The sequence below is a fragment of the Bdellovibrio sp. SKB1291214 genome, from assembly GCF_002209355.2.
Lineage (GTDB): Bacteria > Bdellovibrionota > Bdellovibrionia > Bdellovibrionales > Bdellovibrionaceae > Bdellovibrio.
The window spans coordinates 569,173-584,649 of sequence record NZ_CP106855.1 but is presented as its reverse complement, the minus strand read 5'-3'; the positions used below and the strand labels follow the sequence as shown (position 1 = coordinate 584,649).

Genomic DNA, 15,477 nt, shown 5'->3' with positions numbered 1-15,477 from the left:
CTTTCAGATGTTGAATTTAGTTGCTAGGTGCAGACGGACTTGTGCGAGCGCGCGATGATAATCCTCGTGATCTTTGATGATTCTGTGAGCGTGCTCTTTAGATGGTTCCACAAACATATTGTGCATGGGACGGACTTGCAGTTCAAATTGTTTTCTTACGCCCTCTGGAGTGCGTCCGCGTTCTTGCACATCACGTTGTAAGCGACGCTCAAAGCGGATGAATTCAGGCGTATCAAAGTAAATGGCCTCGTCCAACTCTGCACGAACCTCGGGGGAATGCAGAATCAAAATCCCGTCTACCAAAACGATTCGAGTCGGGGCTTTGCTTTCTGTATCGGGCAGACGAGTGTGAGTCTTGAAATCATAAAGGGGAACAGAGAGGGTTTTTCCCTCTTTTAAAATGCGCAGTCCTTCAGCCAATAAGGAAAAATCTAGGCTTTCGGGGTGATCAAAATTCACGGAACCGCCATCTCCATCAAAGCGGGCTGACTGATCATGATAGTAATTATCTTGATACAGAATCGAGCAGTGTTCTTTGCCTAAAAGGCTTTGAAGTTCACGGGCAAAAAAAGTTTTTCCCGAGCCACTGCCGCCGGCCACGCCGATGATGTGAGGTCGTTGTGAATTCATGAACACCTACTTGGTTTGAAAGAGTCTGTCCCCAGCATCGCCAAGCCCAGGAACCAGATAGCCGGCCTCATTCATCTCTGTTTCCACATCCAGAGTCAACACTTCTACGTCAGGGTGAAAATGATGGATTTTATTAAGCCCGTGTTCGCTTGCCAAAATGGATAAAACTTTTATACGGCCGACTCCATAATTTTTAAGGCGGTCAATAGCAGCAATAATGGTATCTGCTGTCGCAATCAAGGGATCGCATAAGAGCACCTCTTTGCCTAAAACGTCCTGAGGCATTTTAAAGTAATATTCCACCGTGTTGTTAATGAATTTATCGCGGTAAATGCCAATAAAACCGGTACTGGCGAAAGGAAGCATCGTTAAAGCGGCATCCAGCATCCCATTCCCAGCTCTCATGATAGATACTACGATGGGAGGATTGCTAATACGATACGCGGTGGCCGTTGCGATCGGGGTGTCGATGGAAACTTTTTCCATATGAGACCAATCCTTCATGGCTTCGTAAACCAGAATCTTTGTGACCTCTTTCACCAGTTCGCGGAAATCGTGAGAGTAGGTATTGCGGTCGCGAAGGTAACCTAATTTATGTCTAAGAAGGGGATGATTTATAATTTTTGTTCGTTGCTGCATATTGAACCTCAATCGGCTTTCTGGCGCTTCGACGTTGTTGGCGTATTTTTAAAAAACGGTTCCGTCACTTTGAATTTTTAAAGGAGGGGAGCCATCGGGGCGAATAAATTTAGCGGCTTTACGACCGGCCCACCATGTTCCGCCCTCAAGCACTTTGGCGAGCGGAAACTCCGATGGATTTTTTCGAAGTTCTCTCTGGACGGCCTGACCGATTCGATCTAACAAGCTTACAGTCAGTCCACGCCATTCGACGATGATTTCGGAATCGGGTGTATGCACCTTTTCAGCCATCTTTGGATCTTTCAAAGAAATCAATCCGCGGTCTAATAGCAATCCGCCATTGCGATACTCGGCAAGGCCTGTCAGTTGATCCACATCCGTCAATTCAAAACCCGCTTCGATCAGGGGTTCCATCAGGGAATACGTCATCCACTGGGAAAGTTTATGAAAACAAGCTAGCCCTCCGGGGATCTTGTCATATTGCCAAGTGTCTCCTAAGTTCACTCCATCAACTTGCAGACGACCTGGCCAGATATCGCCTAATCCATCCAGCACCGCCCTTAATAGCTGAGGACCTGTGATCTTCATGCCATAGCGAGCACGCAAGTAATCGACCATGCTCCCTGGTCTTCCCAGAGGGAAAATGTCTTTTTTATCGGCGACGGTGCGCCCTAGGTTTTGGATCAACTGCAAACGTCCTTCAACACCCACTAAAGGATTGCGGTCGTTGACTTGAAATATTTTGCATAACGCTTCACGGCTGAGGGTCTGCAACCCTAGGTCTGTAGCCTGAAGTGGTTCATCTAGGTCATCTGAAAGGTAACCTATGATGAAAAGATAAAAGCTTGCGACCCCTAAACCTTCAGAGCGTTGATAGATTTTTCCAGTACTTTCCTCTTTAAAGGACCAAATATTTCCTGCTCCGGCGTCAAGTAATACCGACGGGATCACAAGATCCAGCTTGATACGTGCTTGCTCCAAAGGATCCAAGTGCTGGATTCTTTTTTTCAACCAAACAGTGCGATCGACTCCTCCGGCGCGAAAATGTCCCCAGCGGGAGTGAAAAGGGATGTCTAGTTCCGGATAATTTTCGCGGATGACTTGCAAGACGAAATCAACCACGCCCGAAAGTTTTTCGGGGTGATAGCGAAAGTGAGTTTGATCTTGAACTGTTAATTCTAAAATCTTTTCGGCGCAGTGGCGTACCGCTTGCGGAGAAAGCAGAAAATCAACGTCAGCAAGTTGATAGCTAATATTGCTCATCAATACCTCGGCCTTGGACCATCGCAAGTTCGTTCATGGATTTTTGTGCGCCGGTATTGAAATAGCCGGCAGCCTTTTTGGCTTCCATTTCCACCTGAGCATCTGCAGGGATCAAGTAATCGGGAATCGAAATACGATTCACCACAGTGATACCGCTTTTAACAATGGCATCGTATTTCATGTTACTCATGGAATGCAGATTGTGGATTTTAGTAATCCCAAAGAAATTTAAAATATCGGGCATCAGTTCCTGGAAACGGGCGTCTTCAACGCCAGCCACACATTCTGTCCGATGGAAATAAGTCGCGGCAGAATCGCCACCGATTTGGCGTTTCCGTGCATTGTACACCAAGAATTTTGTTACTTCGCCCAAGGCACGGCCTTCTTTACGATAGTAGGCGATGATGCCAACGCCACCTCGCTGAGCAGTTCTAGCGGCATCTTCAATACCGTAAATCAAATAGGGACGGCATGTGCAGATGTCAGAGCCGAACACGTCAGAGCCATTGCATTCATCATGTACTCGGCAGGTGAGTTCAATTTCGGAATTCGCCAGATCTTTGACATCACCAAAAACGTAAACTGTGGTTGAGCCGATAGGGGGTAACATCACCTTTAAGTCGGGGCGAGTGACAAGCTCTGGGAACATTCCACCGGTTTCTTGAAACAGAATTTTACGAAGGTCGCCTTCTTCAACGCCAAGGCGTTTTGCAATTCCGGGTAAATACCAAACCGGTTCAATGGCGATCTTGGTGACCTTAATGTCTCTATTTTCAGTGATGATCTTTCCGTCAATTTTTAGACGGCCCCTTTCCAGGGCTTCTTGAATTTCCGGGATTTGCAAGCGCGCCTGAGTCACTGCAATTGTGGGTCTCACGTCGTACCCACATTCATAAGCTTCTTTGAAATGTTGGGGAACATCAAAGCCCCACGGGTCCAATGAAACGATTTTGTCAGGGTCACACCACGACGGAAATGGACCGAATTTCACCGGGCTTTCCGTGTTGTGCAGATCAGGACGGTGAGATGTGGAGTATCGCCCTTGAGAGATGGATAAAGCACGATAGACTGTGTAGCTGCCACTGTGTGTGCCAATGGCATTTCTTTTTTTCGTATCCGTCAAAGAACCGATGACAGGCCCACGTTCCATCGGGCTTTTGGCGCCCCAATGAATTGGAAGGCTTTCCCTGAAGACATGACTTGAGTGAGAAGTAAGTACGACGTGCGGTGATCTTCTAAAGTCCATCATTATGACATCCAATTGTTGTCTTGTTGTTGGTCCCATTTGACGGTGACCTTTTTTAAGTTTGACCAAAAATCTAACGACGAGGTGCCAGTGATATCTCCGTGACCGAATTTGGATTCGCGAATGCCGCCGAAAGAAAACGGTTCTCGAGGCACAGGCACGCCCACATTGACGCCAACCATTCCTGTTGAAGCCATTGAAATAACTTTTTCAGCCAAGGCCCCAGAAGAGGTAAACACGGAGCAGGCGTTACCCATTGGCGATGAGTTTTCGATGCTCATGGCTTCAGATATATCCTTGCAGCGAACGATGCATAATACCGGACCAAATAATTCAAGTTTAGCTACGTCTTGATCGGCACGAACATGATCCAAAATAGTGGGACCAATCCAGTTCCCACCTTCAAGGCCGGCTGGGGCTTTTGCTTTTCGACCGTCCAAAAGAATTTTAGAACCTTCCTGAACAGCTTTCTCAATTTGCTGGTGCAGGAATTCAACTTGGGATTTCGTGATGATGGCACCCATATCTTTACCAAGTTCCATCGAGCGCGCCCGCTCAACTATTTTTTGAACGTGAGTCTCAACGTCACCGACCGCCAATAATACCGCTGCAGCCATACAGCGCTGTCCCGCACATCCCGTGAAGGAATCAGAAATTCCGGGGCCTGCGATGTCAGGTTGGGCATCCGGTAAAAGAACAATATGATTTTTTGCGCCACCCAAAGCCAGAACACGTTTCCCGAGGTTTGCTCCACGTTGATAAACCTTACGCGCCACAGGAGTTGAGCCCACAAATGCGATCGCACTGACATCTGGATGATCAATCAAGGACTGTGATGTTTCAGAATCGCCTTGCAAGATTTGGAAGACCCCCGCTGGAATTCCTGCTTCATGAATGGCTTCAGCGATTTTAAGTGAAGTGAGCGGAGTTTTCTCCGACGGCTTCCAAATATATGCATTCCCTAAGGCAAGCGCTGTGGGGATTGTCCAGAAAGGTACCATCGCAGGAAAATTAAAGGGTGTGATGCTTGCAACGACCCCTAATGCTTGGCGACGGTATTCGCAGAAAACGCCGCGGGAAACTTCCAATTTTCCACCGACATCTAAATTTTGCAGAGCTGTTGCGAATTCGAGCACCTCGATTCCTTTCAAAAGCCCAGCTTTTCCTTCTTGAAATGTTTTGCCAGATTCCGAGCTTTTCAGATGGGCAATTTCATCCAGATCACGCATCAGGATTTGTCGCAGCTGGAATAAAATCTTACTGCGTTCTTTGATGGGAGTTGCAGCCCAAGATTTTTGTGCGGCTTTCGCAGTTTGAACGGCGTGATTCACATCTGCTGACGTCGAGAAATGAATCTCGCCAATCAAAGCGCCGTTGTGAGGGGAGTAAACTTGTTGTTTATTGCCGCCACCAGCTTTGAATTTCCCAGAAATGAAATTCAAAACCGGAATCGGCTGAACCGGAATCTTAACGCTCATACGTTTGGCCTTTATTACCTAAGTTTTAAAAACCAAACTTTATTGATAAGCGGTAAGATTGATCAAATTAAGAAAGATTCATGAGCAATTAGAAATGAGATCCGTTTTCGTAGTAAGCATTTTTCTCAAGCGGCACAAAAATCACGGCGACGTCATCTTGAGGACAAAGTTTTTTTACCTGCTCTGTAATGATCAAAGCACTTTTATCCTGAATTTCTTGAGAGCGTTTGAACCACAAAACTTCCACGAACGGATATGCTCCGCCGGGTTGACCTTTTGAAAAATAATGCGAACCAATAAGTTCAAATGAAAAGTTATCTTCTCCAGTCTCAATCGCAGCGGCCAAATCTTTCACCAAAGTTTGGCTCAGGCTTGCAACTTGGTCTTCTTTCAATCCGCGGAATCTTAAATGAGGCATTTTATTTTCCTTTCAAAAGCAATATCTTACTAGAGACTGCTCTAAAGTGGGACAAGAAAGTGTGCTGATCTCGAGATAGCGTGAGTTATCTTCAGCCCTAGGGGGAAACATCCGAATAAGTTCGAGCTACCAACTGGGGGACTCATGAATGTACGTGTTTGGACGGGTCGCAGTTATAGATACAAGACATTGTCTTTATTGATTGCTGCCATCATTCCGCTTTGGGCTATCGTTCTATTTTATCTAATGCCACTTGTGCGTGACAATATGTATGAAGACCGTAAGGTCATGCTTCGTAATACCGTCGATTTAGCTTCGAACACAATTGAATACTATCACAAAGAATTCAAAGAAAATAGAATGACTGAGGCTGAAGCGAAAAAACACGCGCTGGAAGCCTTGGCGCGTTTCCGTTACGCAGGCAAAGAATACTTTTGGGTGAATGACTTAAATGCTGTGGTGCTCATGCATCCCATCAAGCCTGAACTCAATGGCAAAGACGCTAGCGGAACGACCGATCCCAACGGGGTTCACCTGTTCGTAGAGTTCGCTAAGACTGGTAAATCGGAAGCGGGGGAGGGGTACGTAAGTTATATGTGGCCTAAACCAGGCTCACCAAATCCTGAACCTAAAATAAGTTTCGTAAGACAGTTCAAAGGTTGGCAGTGGGTTGTTGGTACAGGTGTCTACGTCGACGACGTGGAAAAACTCGTTAGCACTGTTCGTACGAAAGTTATGATTGGGTTTGGAATTGCCTCGGTGTTAGCCTTCGCAGTCTTCGCGGTGTTCTCGAATAAACTAATGAACTTCCTTTCAAGAACTGTGATCGATACAAGTGATGCCAGTAAACAGGTCAAGGAAGCTTCGAATATGCTTTCGAGTGCCGGGCAAAATGTTGCCCAAGGTTCGGTGGAATCGGCGGCTAAGATTGAAGACACACTAGGGGCGGTACGGAGTTTAAGTGAAGTCGTTGAAGCGAATCAAGAACGCGCCAATCAAGCTGCAGGGCTCGCACAAAGTTCCGAAGAGGGCGCCGCAACGGGTGCTGATGAGATACGTCGACTGATGGAATCCATCAATGTGATGGCTAAGATTTCTCAGGATATCACCTCTGCCATGGATATTATTGATGACATCGCTTTTCAAACAAATCTCTTGGCATTAAATGCGGCCGTTGAAGCTGCCAGAGCGGGAGAACAGGGGCGAGGCTTCGCAGTCGTCGCCGATGCCGTTCGCAGTCTTTCTTTGAAATCAGCGGAAGCCGCCAAAGAAGTAAAAACGGTTGTCACAAATAATGTCAATCAAACGAAGGTTTCCCTGGACTTGGCAGCTAAGAGTGACAAGGTTTTGGCAACCATTGTTTCCTCCGTCAAAAAGGTGAATGTCCTGAATCAAGAAATTGCTGCAACAACTCGCGACCAGACGGAAGGTATTCAGTCGATTTACAAATCAATGGAAACTTTGGAACGCCAAACCCAAGCCTTTTCAGCTGCAGCTGAAGAAACAGCGGCAACCTCAGAAGAGATGTCAGCCCAGGCAAACAACCTCGAATCGATGGTAAATAATATTGCGGTCGAGGTCGTTGGTAAGAAAGCAGCTTAAGTTTTTATTAAAAGCTAGAGCCCGGCATTTTTAAGAATTCCAATTCTTCACGAGTCGAATCCCTGCCCAAGATTTCATTGCGGTAGGGATATCGTCCAAAGCGATCGATCAATCCTTTATGTTCCAACTCGAATTCCAGATTGTTTTCTAGGCCCGGTTGAGAAAACAAATGGACGGCTTCGGTGTGAATGACTTCTGATTCACTGTGCATATAAGGCATATACAAAAACGCGCGCTCCTGTACGGGAAGTTTTTGGTCATCGCCGGAGGCCACGGCAGCTTGCGCAAGAGACAATGCTAGTTTGTCATTTTTAAAGGCCTCAGGAGTATTTCTAAACATATTGCGTGAGAACTGATCCAAGATAATGATTTCGGCCAAACGTCCTTGCGGAGTCGCTCTCCAGCGGAACAGCTCACAGTTTTCTGCCTTATGGTGTATTTCAAAAAAACGGGAACGGATCAACTGATCGAATTCGTCTTCTTTTGCGAACCACAGACGGGGTTCTGTTTCATCAAACCAAAATTTTAGAATGTGTTCAGCTGTAATTTCCATTCCTGGATGCTAGCGCATAAATACGGTTTTGACAGTATGTTGTTGATCAAAATCAGCAATGCGCAAATCCAATTACAGCAGCGATTCACAAATAAGTGGCTCTGTTCTAATTTCTCCCTCACCAACTGGAATTACTAGGACAGCTTGAAGAGGATGTTGGGCAATTGTGGCAGTAATCTGATCGATGGAAAGTTTGATCCCAGAGCCTTCAAAAATAACAGGTTGATTATTGCCGTTTTTTTCAACACGTTCAGAAACTTCAAAATAAGCGGTGCGAATTCCACCGATCCAAGATTGTGCAATTTCAATATGATTCATTCCAGAAACTCGGTCTTGGAGAACTGTGACTTGCATGTTGTTGTCGGGAATGAACTCTTTGGATTGGCAGCGATAATTGGGTTGCAAGATGTTGATTTCCATTGCTTGGGCAGCACAAGAAAAAGACAGAACAGTAAAGATAACTTTAAATAAGCGTTGCATGGGACACTCCGGAATCTCGTAAGATTTTTTAAGATGAGATCGGAGTATAGAGAGCTTGTAAGATTCAGGGCAAATTTCAGATAGGAAAGGTTGTCATTTGAAAGTCTTTAACGGACACGGCCGACTCGGTAAGGAGTCGGCCCAAAGTTTTTGGGTTTGAGGGGAACCCGCTGACGTTGTTTGTGTCAGCAGGAGTCTTAGTTATACCACTGACCAGTGTAACCTTGTGGATAACATGCCCATTGGCCTGTTGTGCTTACTTTGTAACCGTAGAACGCCACTCCGTTTTGACCGCGGTATTGAGTGCAACCAGCTTCTGGTAAGCAAGTACCGTTTACAGATACATAACCAGTCATACCGTTACATGTTGGGGAACCTGACGTCGTATTGCCATAAGAATAAGTACCTTGGATACATTGATTTGTAGATTGGTTATAACCATAGTCGGCGCTTAAACCATTTTGAGTACAGTAGGCAGTCGGCAAGCAACCGTATTGTGTTGTATATACGTAGCCTGCACTGCATGAGCCAGCTGTTGTGGAAGAACCACTGCTATTGCTCTTAGAGCAATTTGCTAAGAAAAGTGTCAAGCCGGCCAATAGAATCGTTAGTAAGTATTTCGTGTTCATATAATCCCTCTTTTGTTATTAAATTCACGTCTCACTTAGGTACTACTCAAGGTTCGTGCCACGGTTGGAACAGCACCATCTGGGCTAAAATCGTTTAAAACGTCTCACCTTGGGGCAGTGAATCAAAAAGACGAAAAATGTTAGACAGTCGTCAGCTGTGGCCAATTCCATATTTTTGCAACATTTCCCGCATAAAGTTTTATTAGCAAACCGAATCAGGGAGAAGTTATGTCTGAGGAAATGCAGTTACACTTATTGTTCAGTAAACTAACGATCGATTTTGAAACAGCACTGGAAGAGTTCTTTCAAGAGTACAAATTAACCACGACACGTTTTGTGATCTTGAACCTTCTATATAATAGTCCAGAAGGGATGACTCCAACCGAGACTGCCAAGGCAGTAGGGGTAACAAATGCGACAATCTCTGCGATTATTTCAAATTTAAAGCAAGCGGGCTGGATTCAACCCCAACAAAATGTGGGTGACAGTCGTTCCTACCGCATTGTTTTATCTGAAACAGGTCTGGAACTTATGAAAAAAGTCCTGCCAGTTTATAACGAAAACATCAGCCGCCTGTGGTCGCAGTTTAATAGTGATGAAAGACGAAATTTAGGCAATCTTATGACCCGAATGAGCCAATTGGTCGGGGTCATGGGTAAGAATATTTAGTCGTGTAATCCGAGAAAAGTGCCGATAAGTCCTCTATGAAAAAGGGCCTTATCATCATTGGTTTAGCATTATTAGCGGTCTTCCTTTTCTGGGAAGGACAGCGCAAGGGTTTAAACTCCTTCGCGCTCTCCTCTTCGAGTATTCCGGATTCATCGGGTATGGCAGAAATGCCACCTCCCGAAAAAATAAACAAAAAGATTCAACAAGAATCGCTAGCATTATCATCATCTTTTTCTTCGGTTTCTCCTGCATCTGTTGCGGAAGCTCCTCAACAGATGCACTTGCGTGTAAAGCGACGTGGACAAAAACCAATGTCTGAAAAACCATTATCGGTTGATTCACGCTTCGCTATGACTTTGCGTGAGAATCATTTATTTTCATCGACATCTTGGAAAGTTTGGGCAGGCGTCCGTGCAATTCCAGCCCGCGATTTTTCTAAACAAGCTGGGGAGGTCGTAGTTGGCCAATACTCTGGTTACTATATCGTGAAAGACGATAGCATGAGTGGAGATGAAAGAAATTTTCAGAGTAAAAAGCCGTTGGTTGTTTTCGATGAGCGAACAGGAAAATTTGGTGTGGTCCCTGGAACTGTTTTGCTGACAGTTGATAGCTTGGCTGCTTTCAAAAACCTTCAATCTGAATACAGTCTTCAAGTTCGTGGTGAGTTTTCGCACCTTAAACTTTATATCGTGTCGTCTTCTCAAGCATCATATGACTTAAATCATTTTGTTTCAGCACTTCAGCATGATCCGCGTGTGCAAAAAGCGGAGTTAGAAATCGTGAGTAGAAACTATGTTAAAAACTAAAGATTTTTTAACAGGTTCGGGACTTTTGTTGACTGCAGTCATGCTTTCTCTGACGCTAGCGAACTGTAATGGCAGCGGTTTTGAATTGGCGGATTCTTGCTTTAATGATGGAGGGGATCCGCTATTTAACTATTCCTGGTATCTAGCGAATTGCGGTCAGAAGGGTATCTCTAGAGCGGGGGGCACATCTGGGGTTGATCTGAACCTTCGTGCCACTTGGTCATCTGGAATTTTAGGAAATGGTATCAAAATCCGAGTGTCTGACGACGGGCTGGAGAATACACACGAAGACCTAACGGGCAATTTTCCGACATCATCGACGCGTTCGCGTGATTACGTTTCTGGAGATTCCAATAACTCCTATTTGACAACAACTGCACCGCCACATTCTAGTAGCGATAATCATGGAACTTCTGTGGCTGGTATTATTGCTGCCGTGGGAGGCAATGGAGTAGGTTCTCGAGGTGTTGCGCCTAAAGCAACGCTGGCTGTAGCAAATCTTTTGTCGTCTATGACATCTCAAGATTTGACAGTTATTTTAAATCAAGCCACGGGCACGGATTTCGATATTTTGAATATGAGTTGGGGTTATGGCCAGTTTGAACTCTCGCCACCGACATCGGCATATGAGGCTCAACTTAAAACGGCGGTAACATCTTATCGAAACGGTAAAGGGGCAGTTTTAGTCAAAGCTGCTGGAAATGATTATTATACGTACTGTTTTATCCCAGGGATCGATCTGGATTATACAAATGCTGATCCAGAGGGCTGTATTGGTAACTCGAACTTCGACGGTGACAATATTAACCCTTATCAGATTATTGTGGCAGCTCTGGATGCAAACGGGATCGCCGCCCAATATTCTTCGCCTGGAGCGAATATTTGGATTTCAGGATTTGGCGGAATGTATGGATATGCTGAGCCCGCTATGTTAACTACGGATCGTATGGGCTGCACAAATGGCTGGGCAAAGTCGTCAGCCTCCGCTTATACGCCATTTGAAAGAGGCTCCGCTCCCAATTCGAAATGTAATTATACGGCGACTTTTAATGGAACGTCTTCTGCGGCTCCGACAATATCTGGAGCTGTGGCTTTAATGCTTGAAGCGAATCCCAGTCTTACATGGCGAGACGTGAAGTATATCTTAGCAAAAACCGCAGTTCCAATGGACTACGTGACGACGGGCACGATCCCTCATCCCCTAGGTCTGTCAGTTCCGGCAGGATATTCATGGGAGCTTCCATGGAAAACGAACAGTGCAGGTTTTAAATTTCACAACTGGTATGGTTTTGGTAAGGTCGATGTTGACGCTGCCGTTGCCATGGCAAAAAGCTACACCAGTATGCTTGGAACATTTACTGAACCAAACTATGTTAGTTCCGGTACGCTCAACGTATCAATCGGTGATGGAAGCCTGGGTGGCGCGGCAATTTCCCAAATTAGTATTTCGGGTGGGACAGCCTCCTCTGTAAAAATTGAAAGCGTTAGAATTAAAGTCAGTGTTACACACTCCGATGTTTCGCAATTGGCTTTGGAATTAACATCTCCATCCGGTATGCGTAGTATTTTAGTTAACATGCGTAACTCGCTGACCAATCTCGCGAACTATTCCGACAATGTTTTTGCGTCGAATGCCTTCTATCAAGAGAGTAGTGCAGGCCTTTGGACGTTGAAAGTTATCGATGGAGTCGGTGATGGTACTTCTGGCAGTCTTACCAAATGGGAAATTCAATTTACGGGCGCAGCCCAATAGTTTCCAAAACTAAAAAGCCCCAACTTTTCGGGCTGGGGCTTTGGAAGCTAGGAAGATACTTAAGTGATTTGTACTCGCTCACGTTCTCTTATCTTATTGGGCACCTCCAGAGGCTTGTGGAGGTCTTTCACCACCAGGGCCACCTGGGCGACCGAAGTGAGTTGGTGGCTCAAATCCTTTTTCTTTTAAACAAGCGTCCAATGCTGTTTTTTGTTCTTCGGTAGGTGCTGTAGGACGCTGGCCTTTTTCAGGTCTTACCATTCCCACAGAGTCTGCGCATTCTTTGAAAGCTGCGCGCTGTGCTTCACTCGGCCCGCCTTGCTGCTGGGCAAATGCGATTGAAGCCGTGTGAAAAGAAACAACAGATATCGCGGTCATCAACAATGTTTTTGAAATTTTCATTTTGAACTCCCTTATCAAGCTTTAACAGCTAGTAAAATTTGGGGGCTGATCGAGTCCCTCAACTCGGGCCCCATGAGTTCATGCTAGGCGGGGAATGTTGAAGGACCATGGAGGCGAAGTTTTTTTATAATTGGTCGAGCAAACGATCTCATTTCGAGACGCTTCTTAAGTGCCTCTCATGAAATAACGGTGTTAGTTGCTGAAATGTTTCAAGAATAATCTCTTTTTTGTAAGGAAATTCCCAAAATTAGCCGATGGAGTAAGTGCGGTACAAGGGGAATGATTATGAAGTCATCTATTAAGAAGGTTTTGATTGGATGCGGAACGGTCGTAGCTTTGCTGCTAGTGACAGTGAGCTTTCAAAACTGTTCGTCAGGAAATGCCGAAGATGCGTCTACGACAGTGGCTGCTGACGGTTATACAGGCGACATTTACTATCCGTCGAATAACAGCCCCGTTGTCTTGGCGGCTGGCCAGAATATCACTTTGAAAATTGCAAAGCCCACTAACGTGAGTGACCTTTCAAGCTATTACTGGGTGTTGTATGATACGACAGTGACAGCAGCTTATGTGGGTTACATCACGCAAAGCGGTTCTTACTTTTATGTGTCTTTGCAAGTTCGTTCGGACTTGTCTGCGCAAAAAGACTTGCGCATTTACCTATATAACTACAATACAAAAACGTACTTGGACGGGAATGGTATCAAAATCAGTTTGCGCCCGGCTGTTAGCAATCCTTATTCTTCAGACTATGTCACTGAAGTTTGCAACTTAAAGCAAGCATCTGCTCCGACTTTCACTCTGAATAAAGCGTCTGCTTCATCAAGCGCGCTTTATATCTTTGATAATGGTGCGGGTGTGGGCAATATGAGTTGCAGCATCGGTGGCGTTAACTACAACTGCTTGTCGCCTTCGTCATGGCCAAGTAACTGGACATCAGCTTCGTTCTCGGTGACAGCTTACAACCGTTGCGGTGTGGCTCGTACGCAAGCTTTCTAAGTTCGATTTTACAATAAAATAAAAAAAGCCCTCGATCTTCGAGGGCTTTCTTGCTTTTTAGCGGCCTGTTCCAGTGATCACACCGCTGGTCGTCGAGCTTGTTGAGCCATTGTATATAGGCACTACGCCGGGGACTGTTGTTGAACTTGAGGCCGTGTTGTAAGGCGCGATATACGTATTGCCATAGCCGTATCCATTCAACGACGTATTTAGATAGCCGGAAGGCATCGAGTACCCATTGCTGCTTCCGGTGATCACTCCACCAGGAAGAGTTGTCGTTGTGTTTAGACCCGTCGGCGAAATGTATGAGTAACCATTGGAGCCGTACATACCTGATAAGGAATTCATCGCGCTCATTTGATAGTTCATTTGAGCGATTTGCTGTTGCATGGCCATCATTGAAGCATATTGAGAGTTCATGCCATAGGCGTTAGACCCATACATTGTGTTAAGACCATTCATCCCAGACATTCCTGTCATGCCATACATCGAGTAGGGATTCATGGAACTCATGCCGTTCATACCGTACATCGAATTCATTCCGCTCATGCCATAGGGTGAACCCGAGCCCATATAGATCCCACCGCTCATGCCAGACATTCCATTGCCCATCATGCTCGATGGGTATCCAAATACATTGCTGCCCATGGAGCCTGTCATTCCGTACATACCATTCATCCCGGTCATGCCACCTATATTATTCATCATTGAGTTGCCACAACCGAAACCACCTTGGCCAGAGCCACTGGTCATAGCACCGTAAAGACCTTGCGCAATGTACGGGTAACCATAACTTAGCGTGGACGGCGTCTGAGTCGGGTAACCTAAGTTCGCATTGTTATCCGAGATTGCTTGATTGGTTTTGTAACCCGCGTACATCGAAGCGGCACCCAGTGCCACGTTCGCAACCAAGTTGGCGGTATTGGATTGTGATTGCTGTTGATAATTGTACTGGTTGTTCTTAGCCATACATTCAATACAAACGGAACCTTCGACATTCGTTGAATCTTCGCGAGCGTCTTTCAAGTCGTCTTGGGCACGCTCCAGCTGACGATTCAGGTCTTCAATATCACCTTGAATCTTCGCAGATTTTTGGGCGTTTGTTCGGTAAGTCCCGATTGCTTGTTTGCAAGTCGCAGCATTTGTACGAGAACTATTCGCACGGAATTTAGGGTTATCGCAAACTGCACCAAACACCGCGCCATTACGGCTGGCATCACAGACACTTTGCCATTCCTGCAAAGAGAACGCTTGGATGTTCAACATATTGGAATTAGCACCTTTACCGACGGAACGAGTCGATTTGTTTGTACGGTGTTGTGGTCTTTCACCACTGGCTGTGAAGTCAGGAGGTGCCTCCATGCCTTCCGGTGGTTGCATACCTGCTGGCGGTTTGAGATTGCTGTTGGGCCTTTGTTTTTTGGAAGCCATGGTGTCGGAGTCGCTTTCATTGTCGGCGATTTCAAATGAGTCATCATCGCTATCGCTACCAAGAGATTCACCATCGTCAGCTTTGTTAAAGGCTATGTACTCGGCACAGCGGCGGGAGCTGTCCATGTGTGCCATCATAAAGTCTGCATAGTCTTCAGAGATATTGTTTTTAATATCGGATTGGGCGCGCTTGGCTTCTCGGTCGAACTGTTTTTTTTCTTTTTTCTTTTCAGCGATCTCTTGTTTAATTTCGCTGATCAGAGACTTGGCTTCTTGAACTTCGTCAGACTCTGTATTGACAGCCTGTGCAGGAGCTTGTTGATAAGCGCAGTTCTGATTTCCTCCCCAATAGCCCGTGCCCATCAGAGAGGTGTTTATCATTTGTGCTCTTGCTGTAGGAAGCACCATGAGTGTGAGTGCTGCGATTAGTAACCTTAGCCTTGTAAACATTTTGCCCGCCTTTGCGATAGTTCAAAGGT

Annotated in this window: 16 protein-coding genes; 5 read left to right on the top strand and 11 right to left on the bottom strand. The window is 45.7% G+C overall.

Going from position 1 to position 15,477, the window contains the following annotated elements; translation table 11 throughout:
- Nucleotides 1-3 precede the first annotated feature (3 nt).
- The 6 genes from udk to B9G69_RS02905 all read right to left on the bottom strand — a co-directional run bounded on the left by udk (nucleotide 4) and on the right by B9G69_RS02905 (nucleotide 5,674).
- Nucleotides 4-630 (bottom strand): uridine kinase, encoded by a 627-nt coding sequence (gene udk / locus B9G69_RS02930; protein WP_088617304.1) that lies wholly within the window; start codon nucleotides 628-630, stop codon nucleotides 4-6.
- A gap of 6 nt (nucleotides 631-636) precedes the next feature.
- Nucleotides 637-1,269, bottom strand: a complete 633-nt coding sequence (gene upp / locus B9G69_RS02925; RefSeq protein ID WP_088617005.1) for a uracil phosphoribosyltransferase — start codon at nucleotides 1,267-1,269, stop codon at nucleotides 637-639.
- A 48-nt stretch (nucleotides 1,270-1,317) separates the two neighbouring features.
- A complete protein-coding gene (locus B9G69_RS02920; RefSeq protein ID WP_254917058.1) occupies nucleotides 1,318-2,532 on the bottom strand; it encodes a URC4/urg3 family protein in 1,215 nt (404 codons plus the stop codon).
- On the bottom strand, nucleotides 2,519-3,781 hold the full coding sequence (locus B9G69_RS02915; RefSeq protein ID WP_088617007.1) for a GTP cyclohydrolase II: 1,263 nt from the start codon (nucleotides 3,779-3,781) through the stop codon (nucleotides 2,519-2,521). Before B9G69_RS02915 ends, B9G69_RS02920 begins: the two co-directional genes overlap by 14 nt.
- Nucleotides 3,781-5,256 (bottom strand): CoA-acylating methylmalonate-semialdehyde dehydrogenase, encoded by a 1,476-nt coding sequence (gene mmsA / locus B9G69_RS02910; protein WP_088617008.1) that lies wholly within the window; start codon nucleotides 5,254-5,256, stop codon nucleotides 3,781-3,783. Before mmsA ends, B9G69_RS02915 begins: the two co-directional genes overlap by 1 nt.
- An 88-nt stretch (nucleotides 5,257-5,344) precedes the next feature.
- A complete protein-coding gene (locus B9G69_RS02905) occupies nucleotides 5,345-5,674 on the bottom strand; it encodes a DUF1904 domain-containing protein (protein ID WP_088617009.1) in 330 nt (109 codons plus the stop codon).
- Nucleotides 5,675-5,818: 144 nt separating this feature from the next.
- On the opposite strand from B9G69_RS02905, the gene B9G69_RS02900 reads away from it, so the two are divergent.
- Complete coding sequence (locus B9G69_RS02900) at nucleotides 5,819-7,276, top strand: methyl-accepting chemotaxis protein (protein WP_088617010.1); 1,458 nt, start codon at nucleotides 5,819-5,821, stop codon at nucleotides 7,274-7,276.
- A gap of 7 nt (nucleotides 7,277-7,283) precedes the next feature.
- Here B9G69_RS02900 and B9G69_RS02895 read toward each other — a convergent pair whose 3' ends face one another.
- The 3 genes from B9G69_RS02895 to B9G69_RS02885 form a co-directional block, all read right to left on the bottom strand.
- Complete coding sequence (locus B9G69_RS02895) at nucleotides 7,284-7,829, bottom strand: DUF924 family protein (RefSeq protein WP_088617011.1); 546 nt, start codon at nucleotides 7,827-7,829, stop codon at nucleotides 7,284-7,286.
- Between the two features lie 72 nt (nucleotides 7,830-7,901).
- The gene (locus B9G69_RS02890) at nucleotides 7,902-8,309 is read right to left on the bottom strand and encodes a hypothetical protein (RefSeq protein ID WP_088617012.1); all 408 of its coding nucleotides are present in this window, start codon (nucleotides 8,307-8,309) and stop codon (nucleotides 7,902-7,904) included.
- 197 nt (nucleotides 8,310-8,506) lie between these two features.
- Nucleotides 8,507-8,938 (bottom strand): hypothetical protein, encoded by a 432-nt coding sequence (locus B9G69_RS02885; protein WP_088617013.1) that lies wholly within the window; start codon nucleotides 8,936-8,938, stop codon nucleotides 8,507-8,509.
- 228 nt (nucleotides 8,939-9,166) lie between these two features.
- Here B9G69_RS02885 and B9G69_RS02880 point away from each other — a divergent pair, with 228 nt between their 5' ends.
- Genes B9G69_RS02880 through B9G69_RS02870 form a run of 3 tightly spaced genes read left to right on the top strand, consistent with a single transcriptional unit; the run spans nucleotide 9,167 to nucleotide 12,166 of the window.
- On the top strand, nucleotides 9,167-9,607 hold the full coding sequence (locus B9G69_RS02880) for a MarR family winged helix-turn-helix transcriptional regulator (RefSeq protein WP_088617014.1): 441 nt from the start codon (nucleotides 9,167-9,169) through the stop codon (nucleotides 9,605-9,607).
- A gap of 35 nt (nucleotides 9,608-9,642) precedes the next feature.
- The gene (locus B9G69_RS02875) at nucleotides 9,643-10,413 is read left to right on the top strand and encodes a hypothetical protein (protein WP_088617015.1); all 771 of its coding nucleotides are present in this window, start codon (nucleotides 9,643-9,645) and stop codon (nucleotides 10,411-10,413) included.
- Nucleotides 10,400-12,166, top strand: a complete 1,767-nt coding sequence (locus B9G69_RS02870) for a S8 family serine peptidase (RefSeq protein WP_088617016.1) — start codon at nucleotides 10,400-10,402, stop codon at nucleotides 12,164-12,166. Before B9G69_RS02875 ends, B9G69_RS02870 begins: the two co-directional genes overlap by 14 nt.
- 93 nt (nucleotides 12,167-12,259) lie before the next feature.
- Here the strand turns inward: B9G69_RS02870 and B9G69_RS02865 are convergent, their stop codons facing one another.
- Entirely contained in the window at nucleotides 12,260-12,568 is a 309-nt protein-coding gene (locus B9G69_RS02865; RefSeq protein ID WP_088617017.1) for a hypothetical protein, read from the bottom strand.
- 285 nt (nucleotides 12,569-12,853) lie between these two features.
- Here B9G69_RS02865 and B9G69_RS02860 point away from each other — a divergent pair, with 285 nt between their 5' ends.
- Nucleotides 12,854-13,567 carry a hypothetical protein gene (locus B9G69_RS02860; protein ID WP_088617018.1) on the top strand — a complete coding sequence of 238 codons (714 nt, stop codon included), beginning with the start codon at nucleotides 12,854-12,856 and terminating at the stop codon, nucleotides 13,565-13,567.
- Between the two features lie 57 nt (nucleotides 13,568-13,624).
- Here the strand turns inward: B9G69_RS02860 and B9G69_RS02855 are convergent, their stop codons facing one another.
- The gene (locus B9G69_RS02855) at nucleotides 13,625-15,379 is read right to left on the bottom strand and encodes a hypothetical protein (RefSeq protein WP_088617019.1); all 1,755 of its coding nucleotides are present in this window, start codon (nucleotides 15,377-15,379) and stop codon (nucleotides 13,625-13,627) included.
- Nucleotides 15,380-15,477: the final 98 nt, after the last annotated feature.

Excerpts from the sequence above, each read along its gene's own strand:
- B9G69_RS02890 (WP_088617012.1), bottom strand. The coding sequence starts at position 8,309 with ATGCAACGCTTATTTAAAGTTATCTTTACTGTTCTGTCTTTTTCTTGT.
- B9G69_RS02885 (WP_088617013.1), bottom strand. The coding sequence starts at position 8,938 with ATGAACACGAAATACTTACTAACGATTCTATTGGCCGGCTTGACACTT.
- upp (WP_088617005.1), bottom strand. The coding sequence starts at position 1,269 with ATGCAGCAACGAACAAAAATTATAAATCATCCCCTTCTTAGACATAAA.
- B9G69_RS02855 (WP_088617019.1), bottom strand. The coding sequence starts at position 15,379 with ATGATAAACACCTCTCTGATGGGCACGGGCTATTGGGGAGGAAATCAG.
- B9G69_RS02865 (WP_088617017.1), bottom strand. The coding sequence starts at position 12,568 with ATGAAAATTTCAAAAACATTGTTGATGACCGCGATATCTGTTGTTTCT.
- B9G69_RS02905 (WP_088617009.1), bottom strand. The coding sequence starts at position 5,674 with ATGCCTCATTTAAGATTCCGCGGATTGAAAGAAGACCAAGTTGCAAGC.
- B9G69_RS02870 (WP_088617016.1), top strand. The coding sequence starts at position 10,400 with ATGTTAAAAACTAAAGATTTTTTAACAGGTTCGGGACTTTTGTTGACT.
- udk (WP_088617304.1), bottom strand. The coding sequence starts at position 630 with ATGAATTCACAACGACCTCACATCATCGGCGTGGCCGGCGGCAGTGGC.
- B9G69_RS02860 (WP_088617018.1), top strand. The coding sequence starts at position 12,854 with ATGAAGTCATCTATTAAGAAGGTTTTGATTGGATGCGGAACGGTCGTA.
- mmsA (WP_088617008.1), bottom strand. The coding sequence starts at position 5,256 with ATGAGCGTTAAGATTCCGGTTCAGCCGATTCCGGTTTTGAATTTCATT.
- B9G69_RS02900 (WP_088617010.1), top strand. The coding sequence starts at position 5,819 with ATGAATGTACGTGTTTGGACGGGTCGCAGTTATAGATACAAGACATTG.
- B9G69_RS02920 (WP_254917058.1), bottom strand. The coding sequence starts at position 2,532 with ATGAGCAATATTAGCTATCAACTTGCTGACGTTGATTTTCTGCTTTCT.
- B9G69_RS02895 (WP_088617011.1), bottom strand. The coding sequence starts at position 7,829 with ATGGAAATTACAGCTGAACACATTCTAAAATTTTGGTTTGATGAAACA.
- B9G69_RS02875 (WP_088617015.1), top strand. The coding sequence starts at position 9,643 with ATGAAAAAGGGCCTTATCATCATTGGTTTAGCATTATTAGCGGTCTTC.
- B9G69_RS02880 (WP_088617014.1), top strand. The coding sequence starts at position 9,167 with ATGTCTGAGGAAATGCAGTTACACTTATTGTTCAGTAAACTAACGATC.
- B9G69_RS02915 (WP_088617007.1), bottom strand. The coding sequence starts at position 3,781 with ATGATGGACTTTAGAAGATCACCGCACGTCGTACTTACTTCTCACTCA.